This is a genomic window from Bradyrhizobium sp. AUGA SZCCT0182, from assembly GCF_018130185.1.
Lineage (GTDB): Bacteria > Pseudomonadota > Alphaproteobacteria > Rhizobiales > Xanthobacteraceae > Bradyrhizobium.
The window spans coordinates 104154-124614 of sequence record NZ_JAFCLY010000013.1; the positions used below are offsets into that span (position 1 = coordinate 104154).

The window sequence follows — 20461 nt, forward strand, 5'->3', positions numbered from 1 at the left end:
TGGGAGCTGTCCCAAGGGAATGGCAGTTTGCGCTATCTTTTCGGGGAGTTCGCATTTGACACCGACCGGCGCGAGCTATGGCGCGGGGCGGACGTCGTCGCCATCGCGCCGCAGGTATTCGACCTGCTCGATTACCTGATCCGCAACAGGGAGCGCGTGGTCAGCAAGGATGACCTCATCAGCGCCATTTGGAACGGGCGTATCGTATCCGATGCAGCACTGACGACCCGCCTTAATATCGCCCGCGGCCTGATCGGCGATACCGGGCATGAACAACGCCTCATCAAGACCCTGCCGCGCAAGGGCTTCCGTTTTGTTGGTCCCGTGCTGGAAACGCAGCCGCCCGCAGGCGGGGCAATTGCCGACATCCCGGTAGAACCGTCGAAGGCCGCCCTTGCGCTTCCCGACAAACCGTCCATCGCGGTACTGCCGTTTCAGAACATGAGCGGCGACCCGGAGCAGGAATACTTCGCTGACGGCATGGCCGAGGACATATTGACGGGGCTTTCGCGGCACCGCTGGCTGTTCGTAATCGCTCGTAACTCAAGCTTCACGTACAAGGGTCGTGCTGTGGATGTCCGCCAGGTCGGGCGCGAGCTTGGCGTACGGTATGTATTGGAGGGGAGCGTCAGGCGAGTCAGTAGCCGAGTCCGGTTCACTGCGCAGCTCGTCGATACGGCCACCGGCAACTATGTGTGGGGCGAAAAGTACGATGGCGAAGCGGAAGACCTGTTCGATTTGCAGGACCGGATCACCGAGGCGGTGGTGGGCATTCTGGAACCCACAATCCAGCTTGCTGAAATCGAGCGCACGCGGCGAAAGCGGCCCGAGAATTTGGGCGCCTACGACTACTATCTGCGCGCCCTGGCGCTGACCGATGCATTCACGCGTGGCGCGGTTCAGGCCATGTTGAGCAACTGCCTCCAGGCGATCACACTTGATCCGACGTTTACTCCGGCCTACGCGCTGGCGGCACGCACTTACATACAGACGTATACGCAAGGTTGGACTGTTGACGAGGCCAGAGAACGTGCCGAGGTTCTCGATCTCGTCGAACGTGGTCTTCGCGCTGACCGCCTCGATCCGGTCATGCTCGGCACTGCCGGTCATTGCTTTGCCTGGTTCGCTCATGACCTTGCGAAAGGTATCGCCTATATCGACGAGGCGCTGTCCGTAAACCCAAACCACGCGCACGCCTACCTGCAAAGCGGCATTGTCAGAACACGGGCTGACGATACCGAACTTGCCATCAAGCACCTCAACCATGCGAGACGCCTCAGCCCGCGGGATTCCCGTGGTTACGCGATCTTTCAGGCGTTGGCGGTGGCAAACCATGTCGGTGGAAACCTCGAAGCGGCACATGACTGGGCCCATCGAGCCGTGCAGCACAATCCGAACTATGTGCCCGGTTGGGCCGCTCTTGCTTCGAGCGCAGCCTCGACTGGCAGAGACGCAGAAGCGAAGATGGCCGCGGAAACGCTGCTCGGGCTCGATCCGCAATTCTCAATAAGCCGGCACATTCGCCGCTATCCGATCAGCAGGCGCGAGAAGTTCGAGCATTATTACGAAGGGCTACGCCGCGCCGGTGTTCCCGATTGACGCAAGCGCAAGCGTGCCCACACTTGTGGCGATTGAACCGACGCCCCCCGTAGTTCTCCGGGTTAGTCACCTTAAGCGACATTGCCTATAAAACGTTCGCGAACAGCTGGGGGATGGACTTCGGTCATCACACCGATGTCCAGGGGTTGTTTGATCACGAGGCCCGGACTCCTAGGCACTCCGGGCCTCGTTTGATCTCCCGCTCGCAGAATACAGCGCTCACCGGCCCGTCGACGCATCCGGCATGATCTGCAGAAGCGGCTCCGGTCCGACCGAAATTTGACCGGTGAATGGCCGGTCGTGCGCAGCGATTAGCAGCACCGAGGCGGCGACCCCGGTCGCGAACAGCGCCATCGCAATCCCCGATGCCAGCCGGTTACCGCAGTGAACGAGCGCGATCACGAAGAGCTCGCAAATCGCCTGCAAATACAGGCTCCACCATTTAACCGGATTGACTTCGGCCTGGCTGATGATGATCCGCTGCCGGCGCGCATCCAGCGCTGTTCCCAATGCGCTGATGATCTCGCGCTGTGCGGTCTGCTGGCCCGCGCCCTGCGGCGACATCGAGACAACGAGTTGCAGCGCCTCGGTGAGCGCGGGAGGAGCTGGCCTCAGCGAGGCTGTCTGCCCCGCCATCATCGGCCATTCAACCTTGGCGGTTTGCTCGATATAGCCGCGAACGAGATCGCGCACCCGGCCCTCCTGTTCGGGCGGCAGGCCGGCGGCGAGCAGCACGATGGCCCGCAGCGCGCTCGCTTCACGGCTCACCGCGGTACTGGCGCGATCATTGTCGCTCCAGACCTGGGCGGCGGTGAAGGCGACGAACAGGCCGAAGATGATGCCCAGCACCGGCAGCATGCCCGGCGAAATCGCCTGGAATGATTTTGCGCGTTCTCCCGTCGCGAGTGCCGCAACCGCTGCGAAGATCATGATGGCGAGCAGATAGGTGAAGGCAAAGATGGAAAGCGCCATCACTGGCACAGGCAGATTGTGCAACCAGTCGCTCATTGCGCTTCCCGCCCCGTGTCCGGATCCAACCCGACGCAACTATGTGAAATTCCCGCCCTACCCGCAATCACCGCATCTCGTTCAACAAATCCGTCAGCATCTCGCGCTCCCTGGCGTTGAGCGACGCCGGCATTTGTCTCGAGATGGCGGGCGCGGGCCGTGCGGCTTCCCGGTCGCCGCGGGATCGGAGCCCGGATCGTTTCTTTCACCTGATAGCATTGAGGTGTATGATCACTACAAGCGAACCCCGCCGGCGGCACAGTCAAGAGGACTCAACGAGCCGGGTTAGTTCTGCTGCATGCCGCTGAGCCATGTTGGTACTGACCAAGGCAAACAGGGAGGCAGTCCGATGACGATGAGACCAGACCCCACGTTTCACGCGTCGCCGAAGCTTGCGATGGAAGCTCCGCCTGAGAACTTCGTCTACACATTGCTGCTCAGCCCGGACTTTTCAAAGCCCGACGCGCTTGCCGTGATCGACGTCAAGCCCGGCTCTCCGCGTTTCGGTCAGGTCGTCCACACCGTGACGATGCCCAACAAGGGCGACGAGTTTCACCATTTCGGATGGAACGCCTGCTCATCAGCCTTGTCGCCGCTCACCGGACACGCCTTTCTCGAGCGCCGCTATCTCATCATCCCCGGTATGCGGTCCTCCCGGATCTACATCGTCGATACCAAACCAGATCCGACCCAGGCGAAGATTCACAAAATCATCGAGCCCGAAGAGGTCTTCAAAAAGACCGGATACTCGCGGCCGCACACGATCCATTGCGGGCCGGATGGCATTTACGTTTCTACGCTCGGCGGCGGCGGCAAGGACGGCACCGATGGACCGCCCGGCATCTTCATCATGGATTGCGAGACATTCGAAGTGCTCGGACGCTGGGAAATCGATCGCGGTCCTCAAGAGAAGCACTATGATTTCTGGTGGAACCTGCCCCGCGACTACATGGTGAGCAGCGAGTGGGCGCTGCCGCCGCAGTTCGAGAACGGAATCGTGCCGGAGGATCTGCTCTCGAACAAATACGGCCATCGAATCCACTTCTGGGACCTGCGGGCCCGGCGAAACGTCCAGACCATCGATCTCGGCGCCAACCATCAAATGGCGCTGGAAGTGCGTCCCGCGCATGATCCCATCAAAGAGTACGGCTTCGTCGGCGTCGTGGTCGACACCACGAATCTGGAAGGTTCGATCTGGACCTGGTGGCGCGAGGGCGGCAAGTTTCACATCGAGAAAACGGCGACGATCCCGCCCGAGCCTGCATCGAAGGAGCAATTGCCGCCGCTGCTGCAGGGCTTTGGCGCCGTGCCGCCGCTGGTGACTGACATCGACCTGTCGATGGATGACAGATTTCTTTACGTCGCTTGCTGGGGCACTGGCGAGATGCGTCAATACGATGTCAGCGATCCCAGAAAGCCCAAGCTTGCCGGATCGGTCCACCTCGGCGGCATCGCACGCCGCACGCCTCATCCGAATGGCAAGGCGTATGCCGGCGGCCCCCAGATGGTCGAGATCAGCCGCGACGGCAAACGCGTCTACTGGACCAACTCGCTCTACTCGACCTGGGACGACCAATTTTATCCCAGCGGAATTCCGGGCGTCGAGGTGATGGCCAATGCAAGCCCGAAAGGCGGCCTCGAACTGGCAAAGGACTTTTGCGTGAGCTTCCCCGACGGATACCGCGCGCATCAGATCAGGCTCGATGGTGGAGACTGTTCGACCGATTCATTCTGCTACCCGTCGGCTTGAATGTGAGCACGGTGGATTGGACACCGGCTTGGCTCTGGCTGGCTGTCATCGCGAGCGGCCTCTACCACGGAGTAAATCCGGGAATGGGATGGCCGCTCGCCGTATCCGCCGGATTAATGGAAAGGACGACGCGTGCGCTCGGCGCCGCGCTGGTGCCGCTGACAGCCGGCCATCTGCTCGCGATGCTGCTGGTGCTCCTACCCTTCGCGCTGCTGGTCAACCTCGTCGAATGGCAGCGCCAGATCCAGATCGGCGCCAGCCTCCTTGTCATCGGGTTCGGTATCTTTCGCCTTGTCGATCGGCGCCATCCAAGAGCGTTGGCGCGGATACGGCCGACGCAACTGGGTCTGTGGTCCTTTGCCGTGGCAATCGCGCACGGCGCGGGGTTGATGCTGGTGCCGATCTATCTCGGGCTCTGCCGCGAGGCCGACCTCGACAAGGGCCACGAGGCAGCTTTGAGCCTCATCAACGCCAATCTCGGTATGGCCGGGCTGGTCGCCGTCGTCCACGCCATCGCGATGATTGCCGCCGGCGGATGCCTGGCGTGGCTGGTGTACCGTTATCTCGGCCTCAAATTCGTATCGCGGAGCTGGTTCAATCTGGATACGTCATGGGCCGTCAGCCTCATCCTGGTCGGAGCGGTTGCACTGGTGCTCAGCCTTGCGGCGTAGCGCGAACGCTGCGGCGTCACTGCGATTCTGACTAAGGCACGCCTCCGCGTCAGCGCAGCTTGTCCAGCAGCGCGATCAGCGTCTCGCGCTCCTTGGCGTCGAGCGGCGCCAGGGTTTCCCGGGTGATCGCGAGCGCATTGGGCGCGGCCTTTTCGGCGAGCTGTTGCCCCGCCCGCGTGAGACTCACCAGCAGGCGGCGGCCGTCCTCCGGATCCGGGCTGGTCTCGGTCAGGCCGCGCGCCGTAAGGCGGTCGATCACGCCCTTGATGGTGGCAACGTCCATCGCGGTCAGCCGGCCCAGGAGATTTTGCGAGCACGGACCGGTCTCGGCCAGCTTCGAAACAGCTGCCCATTGCGTCGGGGTCAGATTGATGCCGATCTCGCGGGCGAAAATCGTCGAATGGCGTTGCCAGACCTGGCGCAGGATGAAGCCGACCTGCTCGTCCAGAATGTAGGACGGCCGCGCAGGCTTGACGCTCCGTTTCGCCGAAACACTCCTGCCCATCTGCACTCTCTCTTCTTGTTTGCCGCCGCCGGTCACAGCGACAGATGCGCGTCGCGGATGTCCGGACGCGCGTCGAGTTCAGCCATCGTGCCGCCGTAGCAGATCTTGCCGCGCTCGATGATGTAGGCGCGGTCGCAGATCAGCCGGGCGAAATGCAAATTCTGTTCGGAGACGAGGATGCTGACGCCCTCCTTCTTCATGGCCAAGATGGCGTCGACCATCTGCTCCACGATCTTCGGCGACAGGCCTTCCGATGGTTCGTCGAGCAGCACGAGGGATGGATTGCCCATCAGCGTCCGCGCGATCGTCAGCATCTGCTGTTCGCCGCCGCTCATACGCCCGCCAGGACGCCCGCGCATCTCGCCAAGGTTCGGAAACAGCGTGAATAGCTTTTCGCGGGTCCAATGCGGCGCATTGGGACGCTTGGGCTGGCGGCCGACTTCGAGATTTTCCTCGACCGTCAGATCCGTGAAGATGCGCCGCTCTTCCGGCACGTAGCCGAGCCCACCGCGCACGATCGCATGCGTCGGTTCGGTGGAGACGTCCCTGCCTTCGAACAGGATACGGCCGGAGCGCTGCTGGACGAGACCGACGATGGAACGGAAGGTGGTGGACTTGCCGGCGCCGTTGCGGCCGAGCAGCGCGACGACCTCGCCTTCGCCAACCTCAAGCGCGATATCGAACAGGATATGCGCCGGGCCATAATAGCTGTTGAGGTCCTGAACCGAGAGCTTCATGCGCCGGCTCCCTCGCGGTGGCGCGAATCATAGACCAGGCCCTCGCCGAGATAGATCGCGCGAACCTGCGGGTTGCCGCGGACCTGCTCCGGCGTGCCCTCGGCAATCAGGCTGCCGCGGTTGAGCACGAGAATGCGGTCGGCATGCTCGAACACCACGTCCATGTCGTGTTCGGTGAAGAGCACGCCGATCGACTTTTCACGGGCGATCTGCGCGGTGAGCCGCATCAGTTCGATGCGCTCGCGCGGCGCCATGCCCGCGGTCGGCTCGTCCATCAACAGAAGCTTTGGCTGGTTGGCGAGCGCGATTGCGAGTTCGAGCCGCTTCAGGTCGCCATAGGCAAGCTCGCCGCAGGGACGCCCGGCATAGGCGCCCATGCCGACGAGGTCGAGCAACCGGCCGGCTTCCTCGCGGGCGTAACGCGCCGTCGAGCCCCAGAGATTGAATAATTGCCGCCCGTACGACACCAGCGCGACCTGCACGTTCTCGCGCACGGTCATGGTCGGGAACGTCGCGGTGATCTGGAAAGTGCGACCGACACCGAGCCGCCAGACCTGGCGCGGCTTTTTGCCGACGGTGTCTTCGCCGAGCAGATTGATCCGGCCGCTGTCGGGGATGTTCTGGCCGTTGAGCATGTCGAAACAGGTGCTCTTGCCTGCGCCATTGGGCCCGATCAACGCCAGGATTTCACCGGCGCGCAGCGCAAACGAAACGCTGCGCACGGCGTGAACCCCGCCATAGGATTTGCTCAGGTTCTCGACCGACAGCAATGTGGGGACCATGCTCATTCGGCGGTCTCGATCCGGGAAGTGGCCAAGGACGACTTAGACGATGATTCAGACGTTGAAGACTTGCGGCGATTGCGGATCGTCTCCAGCACCCCAACGATGCCTTTGGGGAAGGCCACCACGATCAGCACGACGAAGCCGCCGAGCACAAGCTTGGACAAATCGGTCTGGCTCACCAGCCAGATGTTGAGCGCCTTGAAAACGATGGCGCCGACCACGGCGCCGGAGACAGTCTCGACGCCGCCGAGCAGCACCATCACCAGCGCATCGACCGACAGCGAAATGCCGAGGCTGTCGGGGAACACGCTGCCTTTCAGGTACGCGAACAACGCGCCGGCAAATCCGGCGACCGTGCCTGCGATCACAAAGGCGGTCCATTGCACGCGTTTGCCGTTGATGCCGATGGCCTCACTGCGGAGCAGCGAATCCCGCGTCGCGCGCAGCGCGAAACCGAACGGCGAGAACACGATCACCCGCAATATGGCCACCGCGATCGCGGCGATGCCCAGCGACAGCCAGTAAAAACTCGCCGGACCCGCCGCCCATTTCTCCGGCCAGACGCCCAAAATGCCGTTGTCGCCGCCGGTCACCGTGACCCACTGGAACGCGATCGACCAGACGATCTGCGCGAACGCCAGCGTCAACATCGCGAAATAGACGCCGGACAATTGCACGGCGAAGAAGCCGAAGATGGCAGCACCGACCAGACCGAGCAGCGGGCCGACGAGCAGCGACACGATCATCGGTAGCCCCGCCATCTTGGCAAGGAATGCGACGCCGTAGGCGCCAAGCCCGAAATAGGCGGCATGGCCGAACGAGGCGAGCCCGCCGACCGACATCAGGAAATGCAGGCTGGCGGCAAAGATCACGAAGATCGCGATTTCCGAACCGACGGTGAGCGCATAATTGCCGGCGAATAGCGGCAGCATCGCCGCAACCGCAAGTCCGGCGATCGCCAGCCAGCGCTCGTTTGTCGTCAGCGGCCGCCAGGGATTGACTGATAGCCCCGGCGTACGACGCGCGGCGGCTTCCGGCTTGCCGAACAGGCCCCAGGGACGAACGATCAGCACCACCGCCATGACCAGGAATACCAGGATGATCGAAATCTTCGGGAATATCAAAATCCCGAAGGCGTTGAGCTCCGAGACCAGCACCGCGGCCACGAACGCGCCGATGATGCTGCCGAGCCCGCCGATGACAACCACGACGAACACGTCGACGATGATCCGCAGATCGAGCGCGTGATGCACCGCGTCGCGAGGAATCTGCAGCGCGCCGCCCAGCGCGGCGAGAAAGACGCCGAGCGCGAACACGCTGGTGAACAGCCATTTTTGGTTGACGCCCAGCGCTGCGACCATGTCACGGTCCTGCGTCGCCGCGCGCACCAGCACACCCCAGCGGGTACGCTGGAACAGCAGCCAGAGCCCGCCGAGCACGATTGGACTGATCGCGATCAGGAACAAATCGTAGGTCGGAATGTTCTGGCCGAAGAAATCGACCGCGCCCTTGAAGCCCGGCGCGCGGCGGCCGAGGAGATCATCAGGCCCCCAGATCAGCACCACGAGGTCCTCGACCATCAGGGTCAGGCCGAAAGTCGCGAGCAGCTGGAACAGCTCCGGCGCGTGATAGATCCGCCGCAGCAGCACCATTTCGACGATCACGCCGACCACGGCCACGACCAGCGCCGCGACGACGATGCCGCCCCAGAAGCCGAGCGCGCCGGAGAAACGCTCGGTCAACGTGAACGCGACATAGGCGCCGAGCATGTAGAACGCGCCATGGGCGAAATTCACGATCCGCGTCACGCCGAAGATGATCGACAGGCCCGACGCGACCAGAAACAGCGACGCCGCGCTGGCGAGACCGGTCAGGAACTGAACGAAGTAGAAGGCCATGGGCGGTCTGTTGCTCGCGCGTTGGTTAGGTCGTTCTTGCCTACCTCGCCCCGCTTGCGGGGAGAGGTTTGGGATTCGTAGGGCGGGTTAGCGTAGCGTAACCCGCCATTCTGCCGCGCGAGGTGATGGGTTACGCCTGCGGCTACCCCACCCTTACGCACTAACCACGAGCACAAGACTCGCGGTGAGAGCCCCTCACCCCTGCCCTCTAAGAGCGAGCTTCGCTCGTCTCGACCCCGCGAAGAGCGGGGAGAAGGAGAAGATCACAGCCCTCAATCCTTCGGGCGAAGCTTTTCGACTTCGGCATCGCTCGGGAGATAATCCGTGCCCTTGCGATAGACCGAGTTCACCATCACGCCCTTGCCGTCCTTCAGCGCGGTCTTGCCGACGTAAGCACCGAGCGTCGACTGGTGATCGATCTTGCGGAAGGTGATTTCGCCGAACGGTGACGGCATCGACAGCCCTTCGGTCGCGGCGATCAGCTTCTCCGGATCGGTGGAGTTGGCTTTGGCAAGGATCGCTGCAGCCGCCTTGATCGTCTGGTAGCCGACGATCGAGCCGAGGCGCGGATAGTCGTTGAACTTGGCCTGATAGGCTTTCAGGAACTTGTCGTGATCAGGCGTCTTGATGTCGTACCAGGGGTAACCGGTGACGATCCATCCCTCCGGCGTTTCGTCCTTCAGCGGATCGAGATATTCCGGCTCGCCCGTGAGGAAGGACACCACCGAGCGCCCCTTGAACAGGCCTCGCGTATTGCCCTCGCGGACGAGTTTGACGAGGTCCGCGCCGAAGGTGACGTTGAGGATCGCCTCGGGATTGGCGGCGGCAACGGCCTGCACCACCGGACCCGCGTCGATCTTGCCCTGCGGCGGCCACTGCTCGTCGACCCACACGATATCGGGGCGCTTTTCCGACATCAGCTTCTTGAACACGGCAACAGCCGACTGGCCGTATTCATAGTTCGGCGCGATCGTGGCCCAGCGTTTGGCCGGCAGCTTGGCGGCTTCTTCCACCAGCATCGCCGCCTGCATGTAGTTGGAAGGACGCAGGCGGAACGTGTAGCGGTTGCCCTTCGACCAGGTGATGGCGTCGGTCAGCGGCTCTGCCGCGAGAAAGAACACCTTCTTCTGATTTGCAAAATCGCTGACGGCAAGGCCGATGTTGGACAGGAAGGTGCCGGTCAGCATCGCGACGTTCTCGCTCGACACCAGTTCGTTAGCGGCGGTGGTGGCGTCGGCCGGCTTGCCGCCGTCGTCCTTGGAGACGACCACGAGCTTCTTGCCATTGATGCCGCCGGCGGCGTTGACTTCCTCAACCGCGAGCTGCCAGCCCTTGCGGTAGGGTTCGGTGAAGGCGGGCAGCAGCGAATAGCTGTTGATCTCGCCGATCTTGATCTCTCCGCTCTGCGCCAGAGCTGAACTCGCCATGCCCGCAACCGCGATCGCCAATCCCGCTCCCAGCAAATAACTTCGTCGCATACCCTCACCCTCCAATGTTGATGAAATTATCTTAGTCCGTCCTCGCCCTTGACTTCAGCAACCGTCAATCCACCGACCCGCGGCAGTGGCCGGCCGCTGTCGGTGACGGCAACCGCGACCATGATCTCGTTGGCGCGCGGCGCGTCGTTGATCTGCACTTCCATGCCGTCGAAATGGCTGCGCACGAAGGCCGCGTCCTTGTGGCCGAGCGGAATATCCAGCGTGGTGCCCGGACCGCCGCGCTTCTTCGACGACGGGATCAGCGCCGCGCCCTTGCTCAGCACCTTGCGCACCGGCGCGCCCATCTTCGGGTGCAGGATCGCGGCCGCGTGTTCGAGCTCACCGTTTTCGCCGACCGCTGCGGCCTTGCCGTAACTCTGCGCCTTGGCGCCGTCGATCCCAAGCGCCGCCACCGCGCGCTTCGACAACAGTTCGCCAAGTTCCTCGCCGATCGCGATCAGCGGCGAAAGATCCTCGACATATTTTCCGGCGAACGGATTTTCGATGACGGCAATCGCCGCGGCACGCCGCGTCGGCGGCGCGATCGTCTTTCCCATCTCCAGATGGGTTTCCTCGACCACCGTGACGATCTTGCGAATGATGGCGCTCATTGGCCTTTTTCCCACTCAAGCATGAACTGCACTTTCTATCGCGCTTCCGTGATGGGCATGCAACGCAGGCGCCTGGCCACCAGTAGTTCCGACCACGAGCGTTTCGCCAAGCAGGCGTAACGCCGCGCCTTCGATCAACCCGGCTGCGAACAATTGTTGCGCGCGAAGAGCCCCCGCCTCCAGCGCGGCTTCTACATCGCCTTCGGTCAACGGCCCGACGTCGCGGGTGACGAGGCGCAGACCGAGGTCGCTGTCGGGCTGCAATTCATTGGCCGGGCAGCGGACAATCGCGGGATGACCGGGCAGATCCACGGCATTGGCGATGATGGTGGCGGCGGCATCGGCAGTTGAGGCCGTTCGCGCCAGCACGGTGACGGCGTCGGCAATGCCGAGCGAGAAGCTGCGACCATGCCGCCCACTGGTCGCGACGCCCCGGACCGGATCGTCGGCATCGACGATCATCGTGCGCATCAGGCCGTGGCGGTCCGGCCGGTCCATCAGGCCGACGCTGAATTGTTCGCCGCCGGTCAGATGCAGCGCGATGTCACCGCCATTATTGACATAGGCGCGATCGAGACGCGCCGCGCCCAGCATCGCGCCGAGAATCTCTTCCGCAACCGAGCCCGCTACCGCCGCCATCGGCGTGATGAAATGACCTGACGCAAACGGCGCCACCGCCGCATGCATGCGGCGCGCGACGATGCCTTTCAGTGTGCACTGCACAGGATCAGCCGCCTGGCGCAGCGTCGTCAATTCCTCGCAGAGTTCATCGAGCAGACGGGTGAAGCGCCGCGCGGCGGCGTCATAGGCGGCGCGGATCTCCGCCTCCTGCCCCTTGGCCTCGATGATCAGATCGATTGGCCCGTCCTGCAAATGCAGCCGCTTGCCGTCAGGAAGAAGCGCTATTTGCGGCAGGCGTTTCATGCGTGCCGTCCCGGAATGTAGGGCATCGGGCGAACTTCGGTGTTGTCCTTGAGCGAAGCCAGCGGCCGGACATAATCCATGTGGCCGCCGAGCGCAGCATAGTCCGAAAGCCGCAGCGTGAACTCGATCGGCGCCACCAGCGCCGGGGTCGGAACATAGCCAAAGGCCCCCGCCGGCATCTGCGTGACATCGACCATGAAGGTGATGCCGCCCCCCGGCCAGACATAGACAGGCGCGCCGCCGCTGGTGACCCGCGTCAGCGCGTCCTTGACCGACCGCGTCAGCCGCACCGGATTGTCGGTGACACCCGCTCGCAGCGAGCCACCGGCGCCGCCCATGAACAACACCGTGCATAGCGCCGGCTCGCAATTTTCCTGGATACGCTCGACCGAGAGTTTCAGATCGAGCGGCATTTGCGTCTCAACCGGCCTGAGCGCCTCGTCGAGCACGTAATAGGCGGCATGCTCGCCGGTGGTGGACACCATCAGCATGGTCAGGCCCGGCCGCGCCTCCTTCGGATTGAACGGGCCCAGCACGGACAGCGGATCGGAAATTTTGGTGCCGCCCCAGCCGGTGCCGGGCTCGGCGACCTGGAAATAACGGCCCGGCGTCGAGCGCCGGCCCTTCATCTTGATCCCGGTATCGGGAATATCAAGCAGCTTGCCGGCCTGATGCTCCGAGAGAACGCCCGTGATGTGGTCGTCCACGACAACGACCTCATCGACCTTGCCGTGCCATTGCTTGGCGAACATGCCGATCGTGGCCGAGCCGCAGCCGACCCGCATCCGCTCTTCCGCGACGCCGTTGACAACAGGCGGATACCCGGCCTGCACCACCACGGTGGCGCCGCCGTCGATCGTGAGTTCGACCGGCTTGCAATTGGAGAGGTCCATCAGCGCGTCGCAGGTGACGCGCCCTTCTTTCTTGGAACCGCCGGTGAGATGATGCACGCCGCCGAGCGAAAGCATCTGTGAGCCATATTCGCCTGTCGTGACATGGCCGATCGCCTCGCCCTGCGCGCGGACGGTCGCGGTCTCGGGCCCGAGATGGCGGTCGGTGTCGATCTTCACCTTGACGCCGCAATAGCTGAAAATGCCTTCGGTCACGACGGTGACCATGTCGACGCCGTCGATCTCGGACGACACGATGAAGGGGGCCGGTTTGTAATCGGGGTACGTCGTGCCGGCGCCGATCGCAGTCACAAACACATTGGATTCACGGACGAGCTTGCCGTCCCAATCGCCGCCACCGGCCTGGAACGGCACCAGCCGTCCGCCATGCGACACCGTTCGCTCCAGCACGATATGCGGATCGACGCGCACCAGTTCGCCGTCGTGATTGGCGTAGCGATCGCACGCGCCCGCCGCGCCCGGCTTGATGTAGCACATCACCGGACAGGCATCGCAGCGGATCTTGTCGCCACCGGCAGTCGTTGTATCCGTCATCGTGAACAAGCCTGCTCGCTGGGAGGCGCCGATCATACCCGCATTCCCGCGAGACGATCATTTTGTTCGTACACGAACGATGTTGCGCGCGGACGGAGACCCTGTCAAGCGGGCGGAACAGCGAAAAAGCGCGGTTGCCGCATAAAAACTCATTTGCCTCATGCCGTTGTTTATAAAGTGGGCGGCAGTTGGCTCGCGGAACGCACCGCTTGCACGTTTGTATACAAACGGTATCTTCGAAAGACATTCCGCACGATATTTTGCAGCGCAACCGGACTTAGGGTTTCTTGGGGATCAAGGCGCAGAGCATGACGCAGAGCACGATGCGCCTGACCGTCAACGGCAAAAGCTGCGATGTCGACGCCGCGCCCGACACCGCACTGCTCTATGTGCTGCGCAACGACCTCGCCTTGAACGGACCGAAATATGGCTGCGGGCTCGGCGAGTGCGGCGCCTGCGCGGTGCTGATCGACGGCGAAGCGGCGCGTTCCTGTGTGATCCCGATTGAAGGCTGCGCCGGGCGCGACATTGTGACGCTCGAAGGCCTCGGCTCGCGCGAGCACCCCGATCTGGTTCAAGAGGCCTTCATCCGCGAGCAGGCCGCGCAATGCGGCTACTGCCTGAACGGCATGATCATCAGCACCAAGGCGCTGCTCGCGCGTAACGCACATCCTTCCGAGGCCGACGTGCTGGAGGCGCTACGCTACAATCTGTGCCGCTGCGGCGCGCATATCGAAATCATCCGCGCCGCGATGCGGGCCGCGGGCCATGCCGTCGGGGCCCGCGACTGATGGCAACGCCAGACACTCCAGCGAGCAGCGAAGCGCCGGGATCGCTGTCTGTCGTCCGACCGACAGAGCCGGGCGCGTTCGAAACCTTCATCAAGATTACAGCTGATGGTTCGGTCACCGCCTATAACGGCCATGTCGATCTCGGCACCGGAATCCGCACCGCACTCGGACAGATCGTCGCCGAGGAACTCGACGTGTCCTTTGCCCGCGTCGTGGTCGTGCTCGGCGATACCTCTGTTGTACCCAACCAGGGCGCGACGATCGCGAGCGAAACCATCCAGATCACGGCGGTGCCGCTGCGCAAGGCCGCGGCGCAGGCTCGACGATTTTTGGTCGCGCGTGCGGCGGAACGGCTGGAGGTGCCGATCGAGGATCTCTCGATTGAGGATGGATTGATCCGCGGCAAGGACAACCGCACTGTCAGCTATGGCGAATTGATAGCCGAGGATATCATTCGCCTCGAACTCACCGACGACGTTCCGGTGAAAGACGTCAGCGCCTATTCCGTCGTCGGGCAATCGGTGCCCCGCGTGGACTTGCCGGCGAAGGCAACCGGCGAACTGGTCTATGTCCACGACATACGTTTGCCTGGCATGCTGCACGGCCGCGTCGTGCGGCCGCCCTATGCGGGCATCGATGCCGGTCCGTTCGTCGGCACCAGCCTGATCGCGGTTGATGAGGCCTCGGTGCGCGATATTCCGGGGCTGGTGGCCGTGGTCAGAATCGGCGACTTCGTTGGCTTAGTCGCCGAGCGTGAGGAGAACGCGATCAAGGCGGCGGCGCAGCTCAAGGTGAGCTGGAAGCCGGTGCCTGTCCTGCCTGACCTCGACGATCTCCAAACGGCACTGCGCGCCAATCCATCGACGCCGAGGACGCTGATCGACAAGGGCGATGTCGATGCCGCCATCGCGTCCGCCGCCAAGCCGATGGCGCGGACTTATGTCTGGCCGTATCAGATGCACGGCTCGATCGGCCCGTCCTGCGCGGTCGCCGACTATCAGGACGGCGCGATCCGGGTGTGGTCCGGCACGCAGAACCCGCACATCCTGCGCGTCGACCTCGCGCTGCTGATCGAACGGCCGGAGGCCGAAATCGATGTCATCAGGATGGAGGCCGCCGGCTGCTATGGCCGCAACTGCGCCGACGACGTCACCGCCGACGCGCTGCTGCTGTCGCGCGCGGTCGGCCGTCCCGTCCGCGTGCAGTTGACCCGCGAGCAGGAACACGCCTGGGAGCCGAAGGGCACAGGGCAATTGATGGACGTCAGTGGCGGGCTGAACGCCGACGGCAGCGTCGCCGGATATGATTTCGCAACGCGTTATCCGTCCAACGGCGCGCCGACGCTGGCACTGTTGCTCACGGGGCGGATCGCACCGGAGCCCGCCGTGCTCGAAATGGGCGATCGCACCGCGATCCCGCCTTACGATTACGATCACATGCGCGTGGTGGCCCATGACATGCCGCCGATCGTGCGTGCCTCCTGGTTTCGCGGCGTCTCGGCGCTGCCCAATACTTTCGCGCATGAATCTTACATCGACGAGCTCGCCACCGAGGCCGGCGTCGATCCGATCGAATACCGCCTGCGCTATCTGAAGGACGCGCGGGCCGTCGATCTCGTCAACGCGGTGGCCGAGCGCGCGGGATGGAAGCCGCGGCCGGTACGACAGGAGCCCGAAGCCGAGGGCGACATCGTGCGCGGCCGTGGCTTTGCCTATGCGCTCTATGTGCACAGCAAATTCCCCGGCTATGGCGCGGCGTGGTCGGCATGGATCGCCGACGTCGCGGTCAACAAGGCGACCGGCGATGTCAGCGTCACCCGCGTGGTCGCGGGCCAGGATTCCGGACTGATGATCAACCCGGAAGGGGTGCGTCACCAGATCCACGGCAACGTGATCCAGTCGACCAGCCGCGCGCTGATGGAGGAAGTCTCGTTCGACCGCGCACAGGTGACGGCGCGCGAATGGGGCGCCTACCCCATCATCAAATTCCCTGACGTGCCCAAGATTGACGTGCTGATGCTGCCGCGGCAGGACCAGCCGCCGCTCGGCGTCGGCGAATCCGCCTCGGTCCCGAGCGCCGCGGCCATCGCCAACGCGATCTATGATGCGACCGGTGTGCGGTTTCGCGAGTTGCCGTTCACGCCCGAACGAATTTTGCGGGGATTGCACGGCGAAGCGCCGGCAGTACCGGAGGCGTTGCCCGCGCCACGGCCCGCACCTGATCTCACCAAATGGCAGAACCCGTTTGCCGGACGGCGCGGCGTGCTGGCGACGGCGGCGGCGTTATGCGCGGCGGTGATCGGCGTCGGCGCCGCCGTGCTGCCGTGGCGCGCGATCGCGCCGATCGCGCGGCCGGATGCGTCGGTCTATTCGGCGGCGACCATCGCGCGCGGCCAGCAACTCGCGGCGCTCGGCGACTGCGCGGTCTGCCACACCAGCATCAATGGCGTGCTCAATGCCGGCGGCCGGCCGCTGGAAACGCTGTTCGGCACCATCTACAGCACCAACATCACGCCCGATATCGAAACCGGAATCGGCGCGTGGTCCTATCCCGCCTTCGAGCGATCCATGCGCGAAGGCATCCATCGCGATGGCAAGCATCTTTATCCTGCGTTTCCCTATCCGCATTTCGCGAAGACGACCGATGCCGACCTGCAGGCGCTCTATGCTTATCTAATGGCGCAATCGCCGGTGCGCGCGGAAAATCCGGAAAACAAGCTGGCGTTCCCGTTCAACATCCGCCCGCTGCTGGCCGGATGGAACGCGCTATTCCATCAACCAAAACCATTCCAGGCGGATGCGAGCAAATCCGACATATGGAATCGCGGCGCCTATCTGGTCGAAGGCCTCGGCCATTGCAGCGCCTGCCATTCGCCGCGCAACGCGCTGGGTGCAGAGAAGCAAAGTGCTTACCTCGCGGGCGGCTTCGCGGAAGGCTGGGAAGCCCCTGCCCTGACGTCGCTGTCGCAAGCGCCGATCCCCTGGAGCGAGGATGAGCTCTACGCCTATTTGCGAACCGGCGAGTCGCGCTTGCACGGCGTCGCCGCGGGACCGATGGCACCGGTCGTGAAGGAACTCGCCGCGCTGCCCGATCAGGACATCCGCGCCATGGCCGTCTATCTCGGCTCGTTCAACGAGACCGCTACCGATAAGCCCGCACAGGACGCGCTCGCTGCCAAACTCGAGGCCGCGACCAGCACCAGGCTTGTTGCGGCTTCCAGCGTCGGCGCACGGATCTACCAGGGCGCCTGCGCGGTCTGCCACGAGGTCGGCGGCGCGCCCCTGTTCGGCAGCCGGCCGTCGCTGGCGCTGAACAGCAATTTGCACAGCGCGGTGCCTGACAATCTGATCCAGGTGATCCTGCACGGCATCAAAGCCCCCGTGACCAGCGACCTCGGCTATATGCCCGCCTTCAAGGACAGCCTGACCGACGGCCAGGTTGCGGAGCTGGCCGCCTACCTGCGGCGACAATTTGCCCCGGATCGGCCGGGATGGCGCGATATCCACGCAACCGTTGGGCGAATCCGGCAGGAAATGGCGCGCTGAGCTGCCATGCCGCCGTCAAAAACCCACTGGTTGGGCCGTCGCGACCACGATACAGTTCCAGCATGGCAGTCACAGATATTGCATCCCGGACCTACAACCACGGCTGGCGGCTCGATCCAATCGTGCGCAGCCTGCTGGATACCGACTTTTACAAGCTGCTGATGCTGCAGATGATTCGGGAATTCTATCCGGATCAGCAGGTGACGTTTTCGGTGATCAACCGCAGCAAGCATGTGCGGCTGGCCGAGATCATCGATGAGGGCGAGTTGCGCGCCCAACTCGACCACGCCCGCTCCATCCGCTTCACCAAGAAGGAACTGATCTGGCTCGCCGGTAATACGTTCTACGGCAAGACCCAGATGTTCTCCCCGGACTTCATCAACTGGCTCGCCAATTTCCGCCTGCCCGAATACGAGCTGCGCAAGGTGGACGGCCAGTATGAACTGCATTTCCACGGGCCGTGGACCCACACCACGATGTGGGAAATCCCGGCGCTCGCGATCCTGAACGAACTGCGCTCACGCCAGGCCCTGAAAGGCCAGGGGCGGTTCGCGCTCGACGTGCTCTATGCCCGCGCCAAGGCAAAACTCTGGACCAAGGTCGAGCGGCTGCGCAAATTGGAAGGCTTGCGGTTGTCCGACTTCGGCACCCGCCGCCGTCACGGTTTTCTGTGGCAACGCTGGTGCGTCGAGGCGGTCAAGGAAGGCCTCGGCTCCTCCTTCACCGGCACCTCCAACGTGCTGCTCGCCATGGACAATGATCTCGAAGCGATCGGCACCAATGCGCATGAATTGCCGATGGTCGCAGCCGCCCTTGCGAATGACGATACGGAACTGCGCTGGGCGCCCTATCGCATCCTCGATCAATGGCGCCATACCTATGGCGGCAATTTGCTGATTGCCCTGCCCGACGCCTTCGGCACAAAGCCGTTCCTGCGCGATGCGCCGGAATGGGTCGCCGACTGGACCGGCTTTCGCCCCGACAGCGCGCCGCCGATTGCGGCTGGCGAAGACATCATCACGTGGTGGAAGCAGAAGGGCCGTGATCCCCGGGAGAAGCTGCTGGTGTTCTCCGACGGCATGGACGTCGGCTCGATCGAAGAGACCTATCGCCATTTTACCGGACGGGTCCGTGTCAGCTTCGGCTGGGGCACCAACCTCACCAATGATTTCGTCGGCTGCGCGCCGGATGGATCGGCCGATCTCGATCCGATCTCGATCGTCTGCAAGGTAACGTCGGTGGATGGACGGCCGGCCGTCAAACTGTCGGACAATCCGGAAAAGGCGACAGGCTCGCCGTCCGAAGTCGAGCGATACATACGCGTATTCGGAAATGCCGGCCGCGTCCGCGCCGCCGTGCACGTCTGAACCGGCAACACACAATCCCTGGCTACCCAAACGATTTGACGAGGCCCGCATGCCCGCACCCAAGCCGCCTGCCTTTGAAACCCTGAGCCTGCATGCCGGCCAGCGCCCGGATCCCGTCACCGGCGCCCGCGCGGTGCCGATCTATCAGACCACGTCCTACGTGTTCCAGGATTCCGACCATGCCGCCGCGTTGTTCAACCTCGAACGCGCCGGACATATCTACACTCGCATTTCCAATCCGACGACCGCGGTGCTCGAAGAGCGGCTTGCGGCGCTGGAAGCCGGCGTCGGTGCGATCTGCACCGCGAGCGGCATGGCGGCGCTGCATCTGGCGATCGCCACATTGCTCAATGCCGGCGACCATATCGTGGCGTCCTCCTCGCTCTATGGCGGCACCATCAATCTGCTCGCGCACACGCTGCCACGCTTCGGCATCACCACGACATTCGTGAAACCGCGTGCGCTCGACGAGTTCCGCGACGCCATCAAGCCGAACACAAAGCTTGTCATCGGCGAGACCATCGGCAATCCCGGCCTCGAAGTGCTGGATATCCCTGATGTCGCGCAGATCGCCCATGACGCCAAAATTCCGCTGTTGATCGACAACACCTTTGCGACGCCGTTCCTCAGCCGGCCGATCGAACTCGGCGCCGACATCGTGATGAACTCGGCGACCAAATGGATCGGCGGCCACGGCATCGCAATCGGCGGCGTCATCGTCGATGGCGGCCATTTCGATTGGCACGATTCCGGAAAGTTCCCGGTCCTGACCGAGCCCTACGCCGGTTATCACGGCATCGTCTTCGACGAGCAGTTCGGCCAGGCCGCCTTCATCATGCGCGCCCGCACCGAGGGCTTGCGCGATTTCGGTGCGTGCCTGTCGCCGACCAATGCGTTCCAGCTGCTGCAGGGCGTCGAGACGCTGGGCGTTCGCATGGAACGGCATATGAGCAATACGCTCGCGGTGCTGGAATTCCTAAAGGCCAACAAGGCGGTGGAGTGGGTGCTGCATCCCGCGCTGGAAAATCATCCGGACCATCAATTGGCGCTGCGGCTGCTGCCGAAGGGCGCCGGTTCGATCGTCAGCTTCGGCATCAAGGGCGGAAGGCCCGCGGGCAAGAAATTCATCGAGACGCTGCGCATGGTCAGTCACCTCGCCAATGTCGGCGACGCCAAGACGCTGGTGATCCATCCCGCCAGCACCACGCATCAACAGATGGACGCGGCGCAACTCAAGGCCGCCGGCGTCGGCGAGGAACTGGTGCGGTTATCGGTCGGCATTGAAGCCGTGGCTGACATCATCGACGATCTCGGCCAGGCGCTTCGCGCATCGCAGAAGGTGTGAGC

At 63.5% G+C, this 20461-nt stretch carries 16 protein-coding genes; 7 read left to right on the forward strand and 9 right to left on the reverse strand.

Going from position 1 to position 20461, the window contains the following annotated elements; all coding sequences use genetic code 11:
• The first annotated feature begins 27 nt into the window (after positions 1-27).
• The gene (locus JQ611_RS16245; protein ID WP_212265097.1) at positions 28-1599 is read left to right on the forward strand and encodes a winged helix-turn-helix domain-containing tetratricopeptide repeat protein; all 1572 of its coding nucleotides are present in this window, start codon (positions 28-30) and stop codon (positions 1597-1599) included.
• Between the two features lie 219 nt (positions 1600-1818).
• Here JQ611_RS16245 and JQ611_RS16250 read toward each other — a convergent pair whose 3' ends face one another.
• Positions 1819-2607, reverse strand: a complete 789-nt coding sequence (locus tag JQ611_RS16250; protein WP_212389081.1) for a DUF4239 domain-containing protein — start codon at positions 2605-2607, stop codon at positions 1819-1821.
• Positions 2608-2956: 349 nt separating this feature from the next.
• Here JQ611_RS16250 and JQ611_RS16255 point away from each other — a divergent pair, with 349 nt between their 5' ends.
• The gene (locus tag JQ611_RS16255) at positions 2957-4357 is read left to right on the forward strand and encodes a selenium-binding protein SBP56-related protein (protein WP_212389080.1); all 1401 of its coding nucleotides are present in this window, start codon (positions 2957-2959) and stop codon (positions 4355-4357) included.
• 83 nt (positions 4358-4440) lie between these two features.
• The gene (locus JQ611_RS16260) at positions 4441-5028 is read left to right on the forward strand and encodes a hypothetical protein (RefSeq protein WP_249133215.1); all 588 of its coding nucleotides are present in this window, start codon (positions 4441-4443) and stop codon (positions 5026-5028) included.
• Between the two features lie 49 nt (positions 5029-5077).
• Here JQ611_RS16260 and JQ611_RS16265 read toward each other — a convergent pair whose 3' ends face one another.
• From JQ611_RS16265 to JQ611_RS16300, 8 genes are all read right to left on the reverse strand, one after another.
• Positions 5078-5533, reverse strand: coding sequence for a MarR family winged helix-turn-helix transcriptional regulator (locus JQ611_RS16265; RefSeq protein ID WP_212265101.1), 456 nt, complete (start codon positions 5531-5533; stop codon positions 5078-5080).
• Positions 5534-5565: 32 nt separating this feature from the next.
• Positions 5566-6270, reverse strand: a complete 705-nt coding sequence (locus JQ611_RS16270) for an ABC transporter ATP-binding protein (protein ID WP_192734877.1) — start codon at positions 6268-6270, stop codon at positions 5566-5568.
• Positions 6267-7058, reverse strand: coding sequence for an ABC transporter ATP-binding protein (locus JQ611_RS16275; RefSeq protein ID WP_212265102.1), 792 nt, complete (start codon positions 7056-7058; stop codon positions 6267-6269). Before JQ611_RS16275 ends, JQ611_RS16270 begins: the two co-directional genes overlap by 4 nt.
• Positions 7055-8953 carry an ABC transporter permease gene (locus tag JQ611_RS16280; protein ID WP_212389078.1) on the reverse strand — a complete coding sequence of 633 codons (1899 nt, stop codon included), beginning with the start codon at positions 8951-8953 and terminating at the stop codon, positions 7055-7057. Before JQ611_RS16280 ends, JQ611_RS16275 begins: the two co-directional genes overlap by 4 nt.
• Before the next feature lie 272 nt (positions 8954-9225).
• A complete protein-coding gene (locus JQ611_RS16285; RefSeq protein ID WP_212465977.1) occupies positions 9226-10431 on the reverse strand; it encodes an ABC transporter substrate-binding protein in 1206 nt (401 codons plus the stop codon).
• Positions 10432-10457: 26 nt separating this feature from the next.
• Positions 10458-11042, reverse strand: a complete 585-nt coding sequence (locus tag JQ611_RS16290; RefSeq protein ID WP_212389076.1) for an amino acid synthesis family protein — start codon at positions 11040-11042, stop codon at positions 10458-10460.
• Positions 11043-11057: 15 nt separating this feature from the next.
• Positions 11058-11966, reverse strand: coding sequence for a UPF0280 family protein (locus JQ611_RS16295; RefSeq protein ID WP_212465978.1), 909 nt, complete (start codon positions 11964-11966; stop codon positions 11058-11060).
• Positions 11963-13411 carry a 6-hydroxynicotinate reductase gene (locus JQ611_RS16300; protein ID WP_212465979.1) on the reverse strand — a complete coding sequence of 483 codons (1449 nt, stop codon included), beginning with the start codon at positions 13409-13411 and terminating at the stop codon, positions 11963-11965. The genes JQ611_RS16295 and JQ611_RS16300 overlap by 4 nt, the downstream gene beginning before the upstream one ends.
• 308 nt (positions 13412-13719) lie before the next feature.
• On the opposite strand from JQ611_RS16300, the gene JQ611_RS16305 reads away from it, so the two are divergent.
• The 4 genes from JQ611_RS16305 (at position 13720) to JQ611_RS16320 (ending at position 20459) form a co-directional block, all read left to right on the forward strand.
• Positions 13720-14202 (forward strand): (2Fe-2S)-binding protein, encoded by a 483-nt coding sequence (locus JQ611_RS16305; RefSeq protein ID WP_212265107.1) that lies wholly within the window; start codon positions 13720-13722, stop codon positions 14200-14202.
• Positions 14202-17747, forward strand: coding sequence for a molybdopterin cofactor-binding domain-containing protein (locus JQ611_RS16310; protein WP_212465980.1), 3546 nt, complete (start codon positions 14202-14204; stop codon positions 17745-17747). The genes JQ611_RS16305 and JQ611_RS16310 overlap by 1 nt, the downstream gene beginning before the upstream one ends.
• 62 nt (positions 17748-17809) lie before the next feature.
• Positions 17810-19114 (forward strand): nicotinate phosphoribosyltransferase, encoded by a 1305-nt coding sequence (pncB, locus tag JQ611_RS16315; RefSeq protein ID WP_212265109.1) that lies wholly within the window; start codon positions 17810-17812, stop codon positions 19112-19114.
• A gap of 49 nt (positions 19115-19163) precedes the next feature.
• On the forward strand, positions 19164-20459 hold the full coding sequence (locus JQ611_RS16320; RefSeq protein WP_212465981.1) for an O-acetylhomoserine aminocarboxypropyltransferase: 1296 nt from the start codon (positions 19164-19166) through the stop codon (positions 20457-20459).
• The last annotated feature ends 2 nt before the right edge of the window (positions 20460-20461 follow it).

Bases quoted from the DNA above. Each gene is read 5' to 3' on its own strand.
- JQ611_RS16250 (WP_212389081.1), bottom strand. From the start codon at position 2,607: ATGAGCGACTGGTTGCACAATCTGCCTGTGCCAGTGATGGCGCTTTCC.
- JQ611_RS16255 (WP_212389080.1), top strand. From the start codon at position 2,957: ATGACGATGAGACCAGACCCCACGTTTCACGCGTCGCCGAAGCTTGCG.
- JQ611_RS16260 (WP_249133215.1), top strand. From the start codon at position 4,441: ATGGGATGGCCGCTCGCCGTATCCGCCGGATTAATGGAAAGGACGACG.
- JQ611_RS16265 (WP_212265101.1), bottom strand. From the start codon at position 5,533: ATGGGCAGGAGTGTTTCGGCGAAACGGAGCGTCAAGCCTGCGCGGCCG.
- JQ611_RS16270 (WP_192734877.1), bottom strand. From the start codon at position 6,270: ATGAAGCTCTCGGTTCAGGACCTCAACAGCTATTATGGCCCGGCGCAT.
- JQ611_RS16275 (WP_212265102.1), bottom strand. From the start codon at position 7,058: ATGAGCATGGTCCCCACATTGCTGTCGGTCGAGAACCTGAGCAAATCC.
- JQ611_RS16280 (WP_212389078.1), bottom strand. From the start codon at position 8,953: ATGGCCTTCTACTTCGTTCAGTTCCTGACCGGTCTCGCCAGCGCGGCG.
- JQ611_RS16285 (WP_212465977.1), bottom strand. From the start codon at position 10,431: ATGCGACGAAGTTATTTGCTGGGAGCGGGATTGGCGATCGCGGTTGCG.
- JQ611_RS16290 (WP_212389076.1), bottom strand. From the start codon at position 11,042: ATGAGCGCCATCATTCGCAAGATCGTCACGGTGGTCGAGGAAACCCAT.
- JQ611_RS16295 (WP_212465978.1), bottom strand. From the start codon at position 11,966: ATGAAACGCCTGCCGCAAATAGCGCTTCTTCCTGACGGCAAGCGGCTG.
- JQ611_RS16300 (WP_212465979.1), bottom strand. From the start codon at position 13,411: ATGACGGATACAACGACTGCCGGTGGCGACAAGATCCGCTGCGATGCC.
- JQ611_RS16305 (WP_212265107.1), top strand. From the start codon at position 13,720: ATGACGCAGAGCACGATGCGCCTGACCGTCAACGGCAAAAGCTGCGAT.
- JQ611_RS16310 (WP_212465980.1), top strand. From the start codon at position 14,202: ATGGCAACGCCAGACACTCCAGCGAGCAGCGAAGCGCCGGGATCGCTG.
- pncB (WP_212265109.1), top strand. From the start codon at position 17,810: ATGGCAGTCACAGATATTGCATCCCGGACCTACAACCACGGCTGGCGG.
- JQ611_RS16320 (WP_212465981.1), top strand. From the start codon at position 19,164: ATGCCCGCACCCAAGCCGCCTGCCTTTGAAACCCTGAGCCTGCATGCC.